Source organism: Mucilaginibacter sp., from assembly GCF_036568825.1.
Classification (GTDB): Bacteria; Bacteroidota; Bacteroidia; order Sphingobacteriales; family Sphingobacteriaceae; genus Mucilaginibacter.
The window spans coordinates 60,007-76,434 of the sequence record NZ_DATCRU010000026.1; the positions used below are offsets into that span (position 1 = coordinate 60,007).

Genomic DNA, 16,428 nt, shown 5'->3' on the forward strand with positions numbered 1-16,428 from the left:
AAGTTCGGAACGCTTATGAAGGCAATGGTTTTTGAAAGCAAAGGAAGTCCACTTGTATTAAGGGAATTACCTGTTCCGGAGCCCGATGAGGACCAGGTGCAAATAAAGATCATAGCTTGTGGAATCTGCCGGACAGACCTGCACGTGCTCGATGGTGAACTCACCCAGCCAAAGTTACCCCTGGTACCCGGACATGAGATCATAGGTATTGTTACCAAAACAGGTAGTAACGTAAATGATATTAAAACGGGCCAATTAGTTGGTGTTCCCTGGTTGGGTTATACCTGTGGCATCTGTAAATATTGCCGGAAGGGTAAAGAAAATTTATGCGAGAATGCAAAATTTACGGGCTATACAATAGATGGTGGTTATGCAGAATATACCGTCGCTTACGCCAAATATTGCTTCAAACTATCCGAACAATATAACAATTCTGCTTCTGCACCTTTACTTTGCGCTGGCCTCATCGGTTTCAGGTCGTACAGAATGATCGATCCCTCGGCCACGAATATAGGTATGTATGGTTTCGGCGCTGCTGCACATATTTTGATACAAATAGCCAAGGCACAAAACAAAAAAGTATTTGCTTTTACACGGGACGGCGATTTCAAATCGCAACAATTTGCGCGCGGCCTGGGCGCGCACTGGGTTGGCGGAAGTTCTGATGTACCTGGTGAAAAACTTGACGCTTCAATTATATTTGCCCCTGCAGGCGAACTGATTCCCAAAGCTTTGCAAGACCTCGATAAAGGAGGCACGGTAATATGCGGAGGCATACATATGAGCGAGATACCTGCCTTTTCTTACGACTTACTCTGGGAGGAAAGATCTGTCCGCTCTGTTGCCAATTTAACCCGTGAGGATGGTCTGAATTTCTTTGATTTGCTACAGAACGTTACTGTCCATACACAAACTGAGTTTTTCCCATTAAACCAGGCTAACGATGCAGTTGAAAAGCTTCGGAAAGGACAGATAAAAGGCGCTGCCGTACTTGTTATGTGAATTGACAATAATCACGTTCTTGCTTGATAATCATCATTTTATGTCAGGCTTTTTTTGTGTTTTATTGCAAATAGATTCACAATTAATTTTCAAAGCAATGATTATAAAAATAGCGTTCGCCGTCTTTATGGTATTGCACGGCGCCATTCATTCAATGGGCTTTATCAAAGCCTTTCGAATAGCAGATTTGTCTCAATTGGTGCAACCCATACGCAAGTCGAATGGCTTACTATGGTTGATCGCCTGCCTGCTTTTTATTTCTGCAGCTATCCTGTTTTCCACAGGGCGTCAGTCGTGGTGGATATTTTCGATTCTAGCATTAGTGATTTCACAGTATCTCATAGTAAACGATTGGAACGATGCAAAAATGGGGACAATTGCAAACGTCGTCATACTTCTGATTACAACAATTGGTTTCATTGTTTGGGCTATAGCTAAATTATAAGATTATGAAGATCAATAAAGAATGGCATCTGGCACACCCTATGCCAAAAAATCCAAGTTTTGAGCAGAGAGTAGAGTGGCATCTAGAACATCAGAAAAACTGTTCATGCCGGCCAATAGCCGGTAAACTGGCTGAAGACATGAGAAAGCGGGGAATCAAATTTTAACCAAAAGAATTAATTCCCTAATCCAAGACCTGGCACAAAACATAAATAAAATAAGTCAGAAAGATTTGGGGAAGTAAACCGGAGCTTTTAATCCTTCCCAATTTGCTTTAAAGTGTAAATTTAGAAGGGAATATCAGCATTGGTACTTTTTGATGTTCTAACGCTTCACGCGATATGCTCTGATGTAAAAGCCTGGTGAAAAAAGAATCGCGGTAATGTGTGAATGCGAGTAAATCCGTTTCAGTTTCCTGACAAAGCCTGTTAAGGCGGTTCACCACATCCTTGCCATGTAATTCCTGGATATTTAAATGTGGATAGCGAAGCCTTTGAATGTGTTTCATAAACTCGAGCTTTCTGAGCTCTTTGGTAATGTCGTCGTCGCCAAATGAATTGATATGCACCACTTCTATATGGTAATTAAAAATCGAACCTAGTCCGGCCAGGTAACGAAGGGCTTTAACATCGTCTTCGGCAAAGTTTGTCGCAAATACTATTCTTTTAAAGTTATCTAAATAAATATTGTGTGGTATAACAAGTACCGGCTTATCTGCATGATCGATTACTGAGAACGTTTCGCTGCCGGTGAAGAAGTGATCTAGGCGGCTGCCTTCTCTTGCACCCATTACAATAATTTCAATATCCTTTGTAGCCAGGATATTTCTCACTTGGTAGGCAAGTGGTCCAATGGTTTCATCGTAGTGAAGGAATGATTTCCAGACATTATTTTCACTTTCGACATATGGTTCAAGAGCATTAGCCAAGTTTCTTAATTTTTCTAAATTCTCCTTTTCTAGAAAATTGACCTCATCAACCACTGTAAAGTCCCCGGCGTATAACGGGCTGGGTGCTTGTGAAGTGTTCGAATGGAACAATAAAATATTCGCATGCAAATTTTTTGCAAGGTTTACCCCCGTAACGGCTGCATGAGCAGCATTCTCAGAGAAATCGGTCAGTATAAGAATTGTTTTCATGACGTATCTTTTTTATTTATGCATTTTTGAAGGGAATATGAGCAGGGGTGTTTCCTGGTTCACCAATGCTTTGCGTACAAGGCTGTGCTGGAATAAGCGCACCAAAAAGGAATTGTGTACGTGCACCATTGCCAGTATTGTTCCGGATTCGCTGCTTAGAAAACGATGGATACGTTTTATCACATTTCTTCCATTGATTTCCTGATAAGTAAGCCCGGTTATATCCATTTTTTCCAATTGATTTTTAAAATCGGCCTCTTTATTGTTGCAGTGATTGTGCCCGGTGTCACAGACATGGACTATCTCCAGCTTCCAATGAAATAGCTCAGCTAAACGGGCCATGTAATGCACGGCTTCCACATCGCCTTCTTCAAAATCGGTGGCAAATAATATTTTATGGATTTTCCTGAGATCGGTCCCGGCAGGTGTGATCAATACCGGCCGCGTGGAATAATCAATTACCGCGTTGGTGTCTGCACCGAAGCCGATATCCTCCGGCGGGTTTGAGCGCGAACCCATTACCACCATTTCAACATTTTTCCGGTGAATTAAATCAGCAACATCCAGGCCCAGATCGGAGTCATTTGACTCGCTGTAGATAACGGGTTTATGGTCTTCAGCATCCAACCGGCTGCTTAATAATTCAAGGCCCTCGGTCATTGTTTGCAGACCAATAAGGTCCTGATGCTTCCTTTCTGTATACTCATCCACAATCCAGCCGCCTCCACCATAAGAGGTGATCGTTTGATAATTTATATAAGTATGAAACAGAAGCAGGTCGGTATGCAGTTTTCCTGCAAGGAGAAGCCCTGCTTCGGCTGCGGTATAGGAGTTTTCGGAAAAATCGGTAAGGACAAGCACATTTTTCATGACGCTGATATTATTTATATAACAAATATGGCAATGCATACTTACCCGACGAATGATTGGCGTCAGTCAACTATTTGATTTTAAGCACATTTTAAAATACTTTACTTCAGGTGATTACTTTATTATATTAAAAGAAAAGTTGTTGGTTAAGTAACAATTAATTTCGAACTTAGGGTGTATTTAAGCCGATCCCCCACAGACATGAGTGCCGCTTCGAAGACTATCCTGATCATAGAAGATAATGTTGATATAAGAGAAAACACTGCCGAATTGCTTGAATTGGAAGGCTATTGGGTTTTTACAGCAGCTAATGGCGATGAAGGGTTGCAAATGATAAGATCTCTTAAGCCGGAAGTCGTTATATGTGACATTATAATGCCAGGTATAGACGGATATTCCGTTTTTCAAGATGTCATGAGTAACGAAGAAACCAAGAATATACGCTTTGTATTTTCTACAGCACAATCCCAAAAAAATGAGATTGATAAAGCTTTTCAAATGGGTGCGACCTGTTACCTGCTTAAACCTTTTGATGAAAAGCAGCTCATAGCTTGTATTGAAGGGTAAATACAATATACTCAAACGTTCCCTTTCTAAAGTAAAAAGCGGCAATGGTATGTAACACGGGTTTTCCTTTGAATTATGATAAATTCATAGTTTCTGCAGCAGCAGCCTGGCGTATGGCAGCATATATGCGTTCGGCATCCGCTTTGCTGCATAACTCGGTGCCCGGGTTCATTGTGGCAGCGCTTCCACAGGCAACGCCAAATCTTACTGCATCCTCCAAACTGTAATTTTGAGACAAACTGTAAACAATGCCCGCCACCAGGCTGTCGCCGGCGCCGACCGTACTTTTAACGTTGACCGAAGGCTGAGATACATCAACCATTGACTGTTCAGTCACAAGCAATGCCCCCCTCGCGCCCATTGATACCACAATAGCCTGGCACTTACCATGGTCGATTAGTTTTTTGGCAGCGTCAATTGCAGTATCCGGTGTAAGGGAGTCTGCTCCGACAAGGGATGCGAGTTCTTTCAGATTGGGCTTTATCATATATACACCGGATTCTGCGGCCTGTCGTAATGCTTGTCCGGAGGTATCTACGATCAATCTGGCCTTCTTCTTTTCAGCAACAAATGCAAGGCGTTTAAATATATCATCGGGAAGGCCAGGTGGAATGCTGCCGCTAACTACAATAAATTGGACCAGGTCAGCCCAAACTAATGCGTTCAGGCATGCACGCCATTCGCGCGGCTTAATTGCAGGACCGGGCATATCAAACAGGTATTGCCTGCTGGTTGCAAGATCAGCTACTATCAGGTTTTCACGGCTGTTGCCTGCGATATTGATACGTTTATCCCTGATGCCATCATCTGCAAGCAATTCGCTTATCTTGTCGCCTGCAAAGCCTCCGGCTAAAAAAATGGCGGTTGGGTCGCCCCCCAGTTTTTTTATGGCACGCGCTACGTTAATACCGCCTCCGCCAGGTTCATAAACAGGCTGTGAGCATTTCAGTTTTTTTTCGCTGATTAGTTCCGGCACGGTTACGCTTTTGTCAAGTGCCGGGTTAAATGTTATAGTAATTATCGCCGCCATTGGTTGTGGATTCAACATTTTCCCCGGTTATTGAGAAGAGAAATTCTTTTTGATCTTCTCTTAATATTTTAGCTGTGCAACCCAATTCATCCTTAATTTTCAAACGTAATGCGTCTTGTGCAATAGGTTCGCCGTGAACAAGACAGATCCGTTTTGGAGTTACGTCAAACTTCTTTAACCAGGTTAATAACTCTGCCTGGTCTGCATGAGCAGATAGTTCGCCTATTTCTTTCACCGCAGCTTTTACTTCATAATATTGGCCGTGTATTTTTAATTCCTGAGCGCCGTTTAGCAATGCGCGGCCCCTTGTTCCTGCTGCCTGGAAACCGATGATAAGAACAGTATTTCGTGAATCGTGCAGGTAATGCTTCAGGTACTCCAAGACACGTCCGCCGGTGAGCATGCCGCTGGCTGCCAGAATTATTTTTCCGCCTTTTTGTTTTATGATCTCCTGCGTGCCATGAGCGTCTTGGTTAATGGTAATACTACTGAACATACGAGCACATTCCTCTTTGGATACATTAAGCCAGTCCGGATATCTTAAAAGTGCCTTGTCGGCTGATGAGGCCATCGGGCTGTCAAGGTAAACCGGCACCATTGGCGGGATAGATTTTTGCTGTTTTAATTTATATATCAGGTGTATTATTTCCTGGGCACGGCCAACAGCAAAGCACGGGATTAATACATTGCCGCCATTTAGAAGTGTATCATTGATGATCATCGCCAGTTCCCCGCCCGCGTCTCCCTTTTCATGCAACCTGTCGCCGTAGGTCGATTCCATAATCACAAAATCAGCCTTTTCCGGGTGCTCGGGAGCCGGTAATAGCTCTGATTGATAACGGCCTATATCACCTGAAAACAGAATAGTTTTTTGATAACATTTTACTTCAACCGAACAGGCACCCTGTATATGACCCGCTATGTAAAATTTGAACGACAAATTCTCATTTAACTCAATTGCTAAGTTTAACTCAATCGTTCTGAAATAAGGTAATGCTGCCTCTACGTCAGCGGTATCATATAGCGGTTTTGCCGGCTTGTGTTTTGTATAATGATGTTTATTGGCTTTCCATGCATCTTCCTCCTGGAGTTTTGCACTGTCGCGAAGAATCAACTCTGTAAGATCGCGTGTAGGCTTGCTCATATAAATATGACCTCTGAACCCATTTTTAACAAGCAACGGAATATACCCGCAATGATCGAGATGGGCGTGTGTAAGGATAAGTGCATCTATAGAAGATGGCTTGACTGGTAATTGCTCCCAGTTCTTTTCACGCAGGTACTTTATTCCCTGGAACAATCCGCAATCGATCAGTAGGTTATAATTGGGCATGGCTAAGAGATGCTTAGACCCTGTTACCGTTTCAGCTGCACCAAACGATTCGATGTAAACGCCGTGGTCGCTTTTTTCTAATATACCGGGATACTGGCTCATAAGAATATCATTTAATAGTTACATCCATTTGGCTGCAAAACGGAGAAATTCGTGTCGCAGTTCATTTAATAATGTTTCTTCCATTAGGTATTGATCATACAGATGTTCGTTGTCGTCCAGCGAGCCCTCATCTGCATAAGCTGTTGTTTCTAATATTTGTACTTCGAGTGCTTGAAGGTTGGAATGAAATGCATGCTTTAGCTCGTCGATCTTTTCACTATGGATAATAAATTGATTTTGGAAATGCTCAATGCCCTCAGAAACTTCATGCCCTGTATTTTTTGATGCTATTTCTTCAAGCCTCTTTTTTAGAATATCAATTTCCTGCTCATAAAACGTAAGCGAATTCAGCGTAGTAGTGTGCAGGCTTGCAATGTGTTTTATATTGATCTGTTTCATAATACAAGATTAGCCTACATAAGAAGAATCTCTAATGATTTGTGACATAGTAAATTGTGATATCAGTCACATCCGGGGCTGACCGAGGTCATCGCCATTGCTTAGAAGCCGGAGTAGCTTTGAACAACAGATTATTCGAAATCATTATGGAAGCATTTATCAGGAAATTTAGTGAAACAGGTATAAACGACATCGCGGAGGTTGGAGGTAAAAATGCTTCCCTCGGTGAAATGTACAGTCATTTAACTGCAAAGGGTTTGCTTGTACCCAACGGCTTTGCAATAACCGCATCGGCTTACAGGTATTTTATCGATGAAAATACCCTTACAGATCAGCTCTCTGAGTTGATGGATAAACTAGACAGGAAAGATTTTTCAAATCTCGGTAAGACCGGCGCTCAGGCACGCAAACTCATTATGGATGCACATATGCCTCCACCCTTAAGTTTTGGTATTACAGATGCTTATGATTATCTCTTTGATGATAGTAGTCAGCAAGTTGCCGTACGCAGCAGCGCTACTGCCGAAGATTTGCCCGATGCAAGTTTTGCAGGGCAGCATGAATCATATTTGAACGTGCAGGGGCACACCGCTTTGCTTTATGCCGTAAAAAAATGCTTCGCTTCGTTATATACCGATCGCGCTATAAAGTACCGCGAGGATAAGGGTTTCGATCATAATAAAGTGTTCCTCTCAGTGGGTGTACAAGAAATGGTTCGTGCTGATTTGGGTTGCTCAGGCGTAGGTTTTACACTCGAACCGGAGTCGGGTTTCAGGGATGTAGTGCACCTCGCAGGTGTTTGGGGGCTTGGCGAAAATATTGTACAAGGTGCAGTCACCCCGGACGAGTTTTTGATTTTCAAACCTTCATTAAAAAAAGGAAAGAAAGCTATACTGCAACGAAACCTTGGAACAAAGACCAAAATGATGGTTTACGCCGATGAAGATGATGATGTAAACACCACAGTTAATAAAGATACACCATGGGAAATGCGCGAACGCTTTGTGCTCAATGACAAAGAAGTTGAGAAACTTGCTGAATGGGCGCTCATTATCGAAGATCATTATCAAAAGCCAATGGATTTTGAATGGGCGAAAGACGGGATCAATCATCAACTATACATCATCCAGGCACGACCTGAAACCGTTCATAGCCGTGAAAGATCAATTGAAATAACATCCTACAAGATCAAAGAAAAGGGAGAAACTATTACTACTGGTGAGGCTGTAGGCAACAAGATCGCAAGCGGTTGTGCACGCATATTGTCATCACCTGCTGAAGCCGGAAAACTGCAACCGGGTGATATTTTGGTAACTGATATTACCAGCCCCGACTGGGACCTAATAATGAAGAAGGTGGCTGGGATAGTGACCAATAAAGGCGGCAGAACCAGCCATGCGGCCATCATAGCCCGCGAACTGGGTGCGGTAGCCATTGTAGGTACAGAAGATGCCACTGAAACCATCAAAGATGGCGAATTAATCACCTTAAGCTGCGCTGAAGGGAAGAGGGGTATTATTTACAGAGGAAGGTGTTTATGGGAAGAAACAGTTAGTGATGTAAGCAGCATCGAATTACCCGAGCTTGTAAAGCCGCAATTAATTATCGGCGAACCTGATCAGGCTTTTGAATTGTCGCGTTACCCAAACTGCGGTGTTGGCTTGATGCGTATGGAGTTTATCATCAGTAATTATGTTAAGGTACACCCGCTGGCATTGGTGAATTTTGATAAGTTAACGGATGAGTCTGAACGGCTGGAAATTACCGGCCTAACCAGGAATTACCCAATTAAAGAAACTTATTTCATCGAGAAGTTATCGCAGGGTGTAGCTACTATAGCGGCTGCATTTTATCCGAAGGAAGTTATTGTCCGCATGAGCGATTTTAAAACTAATGAATATGCTGGCCTGATCGGAGGAAAAAGCTTCGAACCGGAGGAACAGAATCCTATGATCGGATTTCGTGGAGCGTCAAGATATTACAGTGATCGCTATCGTGAAGGCTTCAGGCTGGAATGCGAAGCAATGAAATTTGTCCGTAACGAGATGGGCCTGACGAATGTGAAACTGATGATCCCATTCTGCCGGACGGTTGACGAAGGCAAAAAAGTGATAGCTCGAATGGAAAAATTTGGCTTGAAACGCGGCAAAAATGGTCTTGAGGTTTTTGTCATGGCCGAAATACCGAGCAATGTGATTTTGGCCGAAGAATTTGCCAAAATATTTGATGGGTTTTCTATCGGTTCAAATGATCTTACCCAATTGACATTAGGGATAGATCGTGACTCATCTCTGATAGCAGATCTTTTTGACGAACAAAATGAAGCAAGCAAAAGATTGATAGTAATGATGATCGAAAAGGCCAGGAAACTGCACCGTAAGGTTGGACTCTGTGGTCAGGCGCCGAGCGATTCGAAAGAATTTACACGGATGCTTGTAGAAGCCGGAATTGACAGTATCGCTTTTAATCCGGATGCATTGATTAACGGTATAAACAATATCAACCAGGTTTTGAAGGGGCAACGTGAAACAGAAATACAAAGTGAGCTGGCCGGACTTAAAAACCTGGTAATGTAGGAGAGCAAGTATTATGAAAGGAATTGTAATTTATAAGGGGAAATACGGTTCAACAGAGCAATATGCCAAATGGATAGCTGAAGCGCTCTATTTGCCTGTATTGGACATTGATAAACAAATTGGGGATAGTCTCGAAGAATATGACATGTTGATCATTGGCAGCCCGGTTTATTTTGGTAACCTTTTGTTAAAACATTGGCTGTTGAAGAATGAAAGTCTATTACTTACAAAAAGCATCAAACTTTTTGTAGTGTGTGGCTCAGCCGAAGATAAGCGTGCGCAGGATAATATCATCAGGCAAAATATACATGGTGATCTGGCCAGGCATTGCGAGGTGCATTTTCTGCCAGGCCGTGTGGATATGTCAAAGTTATCATGGTTTCATAGATTTATGATAAAAGCAGCTGCCCTAAGGCAAAAAGATCGCCAAATAAGGTATATGATGACGCGAGGTTATGATGCGGTAAAAAGGGAGCATGTTAACCCTCTGATAAAAAGCGTACTTCATTATACAAACACTGAAAAAATAGTTTAACCGATTAGTAATAGTTACACCTGGAAAAATGAAAATATTGACTAATAAAGTAGCGCTGGTTACAGGCGCTGGATCAGGTATAGGAAAAGCCATAGCGACATTGTTTGCCGCTAATGGCGCAAAAGTTGTCCTGGCTGATATGCATCAAATAAACATTGAGGCGGTAGCGAAAAGTATTGAAGCAAATGGTGGCACTGCGTTGTGTTTTGCTGCCGATGTTTCCCGGGAAAGCGACATCGATCAGCTAGTCGATTTTACCATCCATAATTTTAAAACACTTGATATCCTTGTGAACAATGCCGGTATTATGGACAACTTCACTCCGGTTGAAGATGTCACCAGTGAATTGTGGGACCGTGTAATAGGAGTGAACCTCAATGGACCATTTTATACATGCCGCCGGGCTGTTAAAATATTCCTCAAAAAGAAAAAAGGTATAATTATCAATGTTGCATCAATCGGAGGGCTATTTGGAGGACGGGCCGGTTGCGCCTATACTGCATCCAAGCACGCCTTAATTGGCCTTACAAAAAACATTGGCTACGATTATGCGCAAAAAGGCATTCGCTGCAACGCTATTGCACCAGGAGGAGTAAATACGAACATCACCCATGGTATGGAACCGCATCCTTTTGGTTTCGAAAGAATGATGGCAGGCGCGAACAATACGCCACTGCCAGCTAATCCCGACGATATAGCTGAATTGGCTTTATTTCTCGCATCGGACGGCGCCGCCTTTGTAAACGGAGCAGTTGTTACCGCGGATGGTGGATGGACGGCATATTAATACCTCAAGCATTTCCATATCGTTAACGGATCGTCATAATTAAGTCTTTTGGGGTGCCAACACTACATAGTTAATCGAGTTGTATCTGAAAAATTCAGAATGGCTTCAAAATTATAGCCTAACTTCAAATCTTTATACAAGCGTTTTGAAACTTTTGATTATAGAAGATGAGGAAGTTTTGGTCAGTAGTATCAAAACCTACTTAACCGAAGAAGGAAATATTTGTGAAATAGCCAGGGACGTAAAAACGGCTACTGATAAAATATCATTATACGAATACGACGTCATAATTCTTGACATTGGTTTACCTGACGGTACAGGACTTCAAATATTGGACTTTTAAAATCAATGCGTAAAGATGCAGGCATAATTATAATTTCAGCACGCAATGCGCTTGACGACCGTTTGACTGCACTCAATCTCGGCGCTGACGATTATCTTGTCAAGCCATTTCACCTTGCTGAATTGAAGGCCCGCATTATGGCCATTTACCGTCGCAGAAATTTTAAAGGAGAAAACCTACTTAATTACGACCAGATTACTGTAGATCTCGATATGATGGACGTCAGAATCGACGGTAGGTCGCTTTCGTTAACAAGAAAGGAATTTGAAATGCTCCTTTATTTTATAGCTAATAAAAATAAAGTAGTTAGTCATAATGCTTTGGTCGACCACCTATGGCGTGATGAGTCTGTATGGGGCGAGAGTTTCGACTTTTTATATACCCATATCAAAAACCTTAGGAAGAAGCTATTGGAGGCGACAGGTAAGGATTATTTTTCTTCTGTTTACGGCATAGGTTATAAATTTAATTGATGAAGCTTCTTTCAAAGTACACTTTGGTTAGTTTATCTGTGTCTCTCATCATATTTGTGATTGGCGGAATCATCTATTTTAAAACGATTTCCTACCTCTCAGATCAGCAGCTCGATCGGGACCTTACTGAAGAATTTGCAGAGAAAGTTGGTTTTATTGATCAGCATCAACGTTTTCCGAAACCATTTGAATTTGATACTTACGAGGCAAAATTTCAAGGCATCGGACAATCTTCTGAAGCCACCCGTTCTACAGATACAATTGTTTCGACGAATTCAGGTGAAAAAACTATCCCCTGTCGCGCAATTATAGGTACGGTTCGGTTCCATGGCACAAATTACAGGATGATTATTACTGCGTCTACAGAAACAACGCAAAGTGTGCTAAAATTGGTTTCCACTATCACCTTAGCACTAATCATTTTGCTTTTCATGACACTACTGATAGTTAATAGAATTGTGTTTGAAAGAATTTGGCAACCATTTTACCAGTTATTGAGGCATCTCAAGGATTTTTCTTTGACGGGAGAGCCAAAGCCGATCACAGTGAATCCAACAAAAATTAAGGAGTTTGTAGAACTGAATGAGGCTATTGTTCATATGGAGGAAAGAGCAAAAGATGAGTACCAAAGCCTGAAATTTTTTACAGAGAACGCATCTCATGAAATGATGACTCCGGTTGCTCTGATTAATTCCAAGCTCGATAACCTGATACAGGATGAAACACTTAATAGTGCCCAACTGGAGCAACTGAATGATATTTACTCTGCTAGCCGCAGACTTTCACACTTAAATCAATCATTACTTCTATTGGTGAAAATAGACAACGGCCTGATTCACGACGTTAGCGAATTAGATTTGAGCAAATGTATTAAGCAAAAGGTCGCCCAATTTGAGGATGTGATGCTGGAGAAAAATATCAAAATCAATCTCAACTTATTGCCAAAAACGATAAAAGCAAGCAAGTACCTTATTGATATTTTAATCAGTAATTTACTTTCTAACGCTATCAGGCACAATTACACAGGTGGAGAAACTGCAATCTTTCTCGATGAAAGCATGCTATCGATTGAAAATACAGGGAATGAACAACTGCTGGACACGCGGCGGATTTTTGAACGTTTCGAGAAAAGCCCATCATCGGAAGGTACCGGACTTGGCTTGACAATAGCAAGAAATATTTGTCTGACATATGGATTTAAGCTGGAGTACCAATTTACTCCTCCTTTCCATCGCTTTTTCGTTTTATTCTGATTGTCAGCTCCCGGCCGTTTAGTGTTCACCTGATCAAATCTTATTTTTTACTTCCTTGCAGTAAATTCTATACTCTTATTGGTGTATTTTGAAGGACATTTCATAAGTATCCGTGATGCATGAAAAATATTGCCGGTCATCTGACCGGTTAAGACGATCTGTTCCGAACGTTCAAAATCCTGGGGCTTTACACCTGTATAACTGACCTGGCATTCCCTTCCATTTTTATCAAGAACGAAAAAGGAAAACAAATTGGCATCCTTCGCCGGGTCGTAAACCAAAGGTTTGTTTTTGTCAAGCCGGCCTATGATCTGTAATTCGGTTTTAACGGAGCTGGCTTCGTCAAATGACCCGTAGGTGCTGGAATTGGAATAGGTGCTTATGATCACCGCGATAGTTATCGAAATAATTAAAATGCCTAGAATGGATCCTTTTTTCACGTTATTGATATTTCTTTATTATTTATTATTCAGTGTTAATTGGTCGCAATCTGTGCTTTCCTAAGGGTTTACGTTCTAGTCTTCACAAAGTCGCCGGATTCGGCTTGCGAAGAATTTCGAGTAGCCAGTTCAGCAAGCGCTTCAATCCATATAGGGGAGTCATTCAGGCTGGGTACCAGGTCGAGTTCTTTTCCACCGGCATTTACAAATAGTTCTAAACCTTCCTCTTTGATCTCATAGATCGTTTCAAGGCAGTCTGCAACAAAGGCCGGACAAAAAACCAATACCCGCTTTTTACCGGCTTTGGCTAATTCGGTTAACACCCTGGTTGTATACGGTTCAAGCCAGGGATCATTTCCAAGCCTAGACTGAAATGAAACAGAGTATTTTGAAGTAGGGAGGTTGAGTTTTGATGCGATCAGCCGTGCAGTATCATAACATTGCGCAGCATAACAAAATTTATTTTGACCGGTCAGGGCTTTGCAGCAATCGCTTTGTCTATGCACGTGCAGGTCATTGCATCCGGCTTTCCTTAAATGTCGTTTTGGGACACCGTGAAAACTGAACAACACATGGTCGTATCGGTGAGGTTCGAAATCCTTCCCATTTTCAGCAAAAGCATCAATCATCAGTGCATTGTCGTGGAACGAGTTGATGAAGGAAAGGCCCGGCATGACAGGCCAGGTGCTTAATAGTCGCATGACCTCCTGGTACACGGAACCGGTTGTTGCAGATGCATATTGAGGAAATAAAGGAATAATCGTAATGTGTTCAACTCCGTTAGCTTTAAATCGATTTAAAGCCTTCTCAATAGATGGCTTTTGATAACGCATACCCAGCTCTACCTGGTAATCAACTCCAAGTTTTTGCTGCAAAAGGCGTTGTTGAATATAGCTGTATTGCAGTAAGGGTGAGCCGGATTCTTCGCTCCATATCTTCTTATACAATTTAGCCGATTTTGGCCCCCTAAAAGGGACGATGATCCCCTTGACCAATAAACTGCGAAGCAAGGGGTGGATGTCAATAACCCTTTCATCCATCAGAAATTCCTTCAGGTATTTCCTTACGTCGGCAGTAGATGAACTGTCAGGTGTTCCCAAATTCACTAACAATATTCCTTTTTTGTACATTTTGTATTCTTTTATGTGTTCAAGCTGTCACTTCAAGTCTTCTGTCTATGATTATCCATAAGCCTGCTGCGGGTTTAAACTAATCGAAACAAAATTGGAGATAGACCACGGGATACTCAATGACAGCAATCATCGATTGGAGTGATCAGAGTCACGAAAACCAGATTTTGAACGGTTGAAAATGTGATAATAATCACTTTTTGCTTTGATAGGGGTCAGGAGCCGGTAGGGAAACAATGCGGAATTTTACGGCAGATAAAAATAGAAGAGGTAAAGAATACCTGCAAAACAACTAAGATTAAGACACGTGATACAAAATAACCAGGCAGATTTAAGCAGATTCTTTGTTGCAGGTATCAGTTATAAAAAAGCTGATGCTGAGGCAAGGGGCTTATTTGCAATAAGCCAGAAACAATATAAAAGCATATTAGAACAGGCTGGCGGTGCTTTGGTCGACGGGCTATTTATTATATCTACCTGCAATCGAACTGAAATTTACGGGATTGCACAAAATGAAGATCAACTGGTTAAACTTCTTTGCGACCAAACCCGCGGCGATGAGAAGATCTTCAGAGAGTTAGCTTATATTAAAAGCGGAATGGAAGCTGTTATGCATTTGTTCCATGTGGGTGCGGGGCTTGATTCACAAATACTGGGTGATTATGAAATAGTTGGGCAGCTTAAGCAGGCTGTAAAGTTTTCTAAAGAAAATAACGGAATAAATGGGTTCTTGGAGCGGCTGGTAAACGGCGTTTTACAGGCTTCCAAGGAAATCAAAAATGAAACAAAATTAAGCAGCGGTTCAGTGTCGGTATCGTTTTCTGCGGTTCAATATATCAGGCAAAATGTCAAAGACTACGGCAATAAAAGAATCCTTTTATTTGGAACAGGTAAGATCGGTAAAAACACCTGCAAAAACCTGGTTGATTACCTTGGCAATAGTAATATCACTCTAATTAACCGGACTGAAGAAAAAGCTGAATCGCTGGCAAGGGAACTAAACCTCAACTACGCGCCATTGATAGACCTGGCAAAAGAAATCTCCCGGTCAGACATTATCCTGGTTGCAACCGGGGCAGAAAAACCCACCGTTTTGAAATCGTATTTTAACAGCGGACAACAAAAACTGGTCATTGATCTTTCCATTCCTTACAACGTAGAGCCAGAGCTGCGGGAACTTGAGGGCGTACAATTGATCAATGTGGATCAGATTTCGCGAATGAAAGATAACGTCGTCAAAAATAGGGAAGCAGAGATACCGGAAGCACAAAAAATAATTTCGTGTCATGCCCTGGCCTTTTCCGAATGGTTACAAATGAGGCAGCACGCGCCAGTTTTAAAATCCCTTAAAAAGGTTCTTTACAACATTGCTGAAGCACATGCAAAAGAGTTGTCCAATCCCAAAACAAGGTGCCCATACATCTCGGCAGAGCAACAGATCAGGCAAATCATTAATAAGACCGCTGAAAATATGCGGAGCCAAAACCAACAGGGTTGTCATCAAATACATGCAATAAGCGAGTTTGTTAAGGTAGTAGGACTTTAGGATATAAAACGCAGTTAAATAAAACATAATCTGATATTTAACGGTTGTTATGGCTAAATAAAAAAGTCATGAACGCCGCGAAAGGTTCTGTTATCCTAACCACAATTTATCTGATTGTATATGCCATTTTGATAAACCTTAGCCTGCCACAGTTATGGGTCGCATTAATGGGTATTTTATGGCCGTTTATCTTTATTTGGATGATCTGCGCCATACTAAAAGACACTCAGTTTAAATACCCGGAATTGAAGGATGAAGAGGAGTGAGGATACCGGGACAAGGACCGAAGCGAATAAGGTCTTCTTTAATTGGCCTTCTATTATTGAGCTTTCTATAGTGCAATGCATTCGCCGACCCGCTGCCCGGCTGGTCTAAAATTGTTATTCCTATAAATACTCCAGGGCTGAAATAAAACTGATATAAATCATTTATCGTGATGATTCTCGTCATCGGATAGCAA

18 protein-coding genes are annotated in these 16,428 nt (G+C 41.8%); 11 read left to right on the top strand and 7 right to left on the bottom strand.

Going from position 1 to position 16,428, the window contains the following annotated elements; translation table 11 throughout:
* Positions 1–15 precede the first annotated feature (15 nt).
* Together VIM89_RS05290 and VIM89_RS05295 are read left to right on the top strand one after the other, a co-directional pair.
* Entirely contained in the window at positions 16–1,002 is a 987-nt protein-coding gene (locus tag VIM89_RS05290) for a zinc-dependent alcohol dehydrogenase family protein (protein ID WP_488155090.1), read from the top strand.
* Between the two features lie 40 nt (positions 1,003–1,042).
* Entirely contained in the window at positions 1,043–1,447 is a 405-nt protein-coding gene (locus VIM89_RS05295; RefSeq protein WP_488155091.1) for a hypothetical protein, read from the top strand.
* A 273-nt stretch (positions 1,448–1,720) separates the two neighbouring features.
* Here the strand turns inward: VIM89_RS05295 and VIM89_RS05300 are convergent, their stop codons facing one another.
* Positions 1,721–2,584, bottom strand: a complete 864-nt coding sequence (locus tag VIM89_RS05300; RefSeq protein ID WP_488155092.1) for a universal stress protein — start codon at positions 2,582–2,584, stop codon at positions 1,721–1,723.
* Positions 2,585–2,596: 12 nt separating this feature from the next.
* The gene (locus tag VIM89_RS05305) at positions 2,597–3,454 is read right to left on the bottom strand and encodes a universal stress protein (protein WP_488155093.1); all 858 of its coding nucleotides are present in this window, start codon (positions 3,452–3,454) and stop codon (positions 2,597–2,599) included.
* Between the two features lie 201 nt (positions 3,455–3,655).
* Between VIM89_RS05305 and VIM89_RS05310 the strand changes: the two genes are divergently transcribed.
* A complete protein-coding gene (locus VIM89_RS05310; RefSeq protein WP_488155094.1) occupies positions 3,656–4,021 on the top strand; it encodes a response regulator in 366 nt (121 codons plus the stop codon).
* A 73-nt stretch (positions 4,022–4,094) separates the two neighbouring features.
* Here the strand turns inward: VIM89_RS05310 and VIM89_RS05315 are convergent, their stop codons facing one another.
* The 3 genes from VIM89_RS05315 to VIM89_RS05325 are packed head-to-tail and all read right to left on the bottom strand — an operon-like array spanning position 4,095 to position 6,885.
* Positions 4,095–5,051 carry a 1-phosphofructokinase family hexose kinase gene (locus VIM89_RS05315; protein ID WP_488155095.1) on the bottom strand — a complete coding sequence of 319 codons (957 nt, stop codon included), beginning with the start codon at positions 5,049–5,051 and terminating at the stop codon, positions 4,095–4,097.
* Positions 5,023–6,486 (bottom strand): MBL fold metallo-hydrolase RNA specificity domain-containing protein, encoded by a 1,464-nt coding sequence (locus VIM89_RS05320; RefSeq protein ID WP_488155096.1) that lies wholly within the window; start codon positions 6,484–6,486, stop codon positions 5,023–5,025. Before VIM89_RS05320 ends, VIM89_RS05315 begins: the two co-directional genes overlap by 29 nt.
* An 18-nt stretch (positions 6,487–6,504) precedes the next feature.
* On the bottom strand, positions 6,505–6,885 hold the full coding sequence (locus tag VIM89_RS05325; protein ID WP_488155097.1) for a hypothetical protein: 381 nt from the start codon (positions 6,883–6,885) through the stop codon (positions 6,505–6,507).
* 146 nt (positions 6,886–7,031) lie between these two features.
* On the opposite strand from VIM89_RS05325, the gene ppsA reads away from it, so the two are divergent.
* From ppsA to VIM89_RS05355, 6 genes are all read left to right on the top strand, one after another.
* Positions 7,032–9,461 (top strand): phosphoenolpyruvate synthase, encoded by a 2,430-nt coding sequence (ppsA, locus tag VIM89_RS05330; protein ID WP_488155098.1) that lies wholly within the window; start codon positions 7,032–7,034, stop codon positions 9,459–9,461.
* A 13-nt stretch (positions 9,462–9,474) separates the two neighbouring features.
* Positions 9,475–9,996 (top strand): flavodoxin domain-containing protein, encoded by a 522-nt coding sequence (locus tag VIM89_RS05335; protein ID WP_488155099.1) that lies wholly within the window; start codon positions 9,475–9,477, stop codon positions 9,994–9,996.
* A 28-nt stretch (positions 9,997–10,024) separates the two neighbouring features.
* Positions 10,025–10,783, top strand: a complete 759-nt coding sequence (locus VIM89_RS05340) for a glucose 1-dehydrogenase (protein WP_488155100.1) — start codon at positions 10,025–10,027, stop codon at positions 10,781–10,783.
* Positions 10,784–10,928: 145 nt separating this feature from the next.
* Positions 10,929–11,126: a response regulator gene (locus VIM89_RS05345; RefSeq protein WP_488155101.1), complete on the top strand. Its 198-nt coding sequence runs from the start codon at positions 10,929–10,931 to the stop codon at positions 11,124–11,126.
* Positions 11,127–11,131: 5 nt separating this feature from the next.
* Positions 11,132–11,599, top strand: a complete 468-nt coding sequence (locus VIM89_RS05350; protein ID WP_488155102.1) for a response regulator transcription factor — start codon at positions 11,132–11,134, stop codon at positions 11,597–11,599.
* On the top strand, positions 11,599–12,852 hold the full coding sequence (locus tag VIM89_RS05355) for a sensor histidine kinase (protein ID WP_488155103.1): 1,254 nt from the start codon (positions 11,599–11,601) through the stop codon (positions 12,850–12,852). The genes VIM89_RS05350 and VIM89_RS05355 overlap by 1 nt, the downstream gene beginning before the upstream one ends.
* 47 nt (positions 12,853–12,899) lie before the next feature.
* Here VIM89_RS05355 and VIM89_RS05360 read toward each other — a convergent pair whose 3' ends face one another.
* Both VIM89_RS05360 and hemH read right to left on the bottom strand, forming a co-directional pair.
* Positions 12,900–13,292: a cytochrome c maturation protein CcmE domain-containing protein gene (locus VIM89_RS05360; RefSeq protein ID WP_488155104.1), complete on the bottom strand. Its 393-nt coding sequence runs from the start codon at positions 13,290–13,292 to the stop codon at positions 12,900–12,902.
* A 68-nt stretch (positions 13,293–13,360) separates the two neighbouring features.
* The gene (hemH, locus tag VIM89_RS05365; RefSeq protein WP_488155105.1) at positions 13,361–14,422 is read right to left on the bottom strand and encodes a ferrochelatase; all 1,062 of its coding nucleotides are present in this window, start codon (positions 14,420–14,422) and stop codon (positions 13,361–13,363) included.
* Between the two features lie 307 nt (positions 14,423–14,729).
* Between hemH and hemA the strand changes: the two genes are divergently transcribed.
* Together hemA and VIM89_RS05375 are read left to right on the top strand one after the other, a co-directional pair.
* Positions 14,730–15,968 carry a glutamyl-tRNA reductase gene (gene hemA / locus VIM89_RS05370; RefSeq protein ID WP_488155106.1) on the top strand — a complete coding sequence of 413 codons (1,239 nt, stop codon included), beginning with the start codon at positions 14,730–14,732 and terminating at the stop codon, positions 15,966–15,968.
* A gap of 68 nt (positions 15,969–16,036) precedes the next feature.
* Positions 16,037–16,234: a hypothetical protein gene (locus VIM89_RS05375; protein WP_488155107.1), complete on the top strand. Its 198-nt coding sequence runs from the start codon at positions 16,037–16,039 to the stop codon at positions 16,232–16,234.
* Positions 16,235–16,428 lie beyond the last annotated feature (194 nt).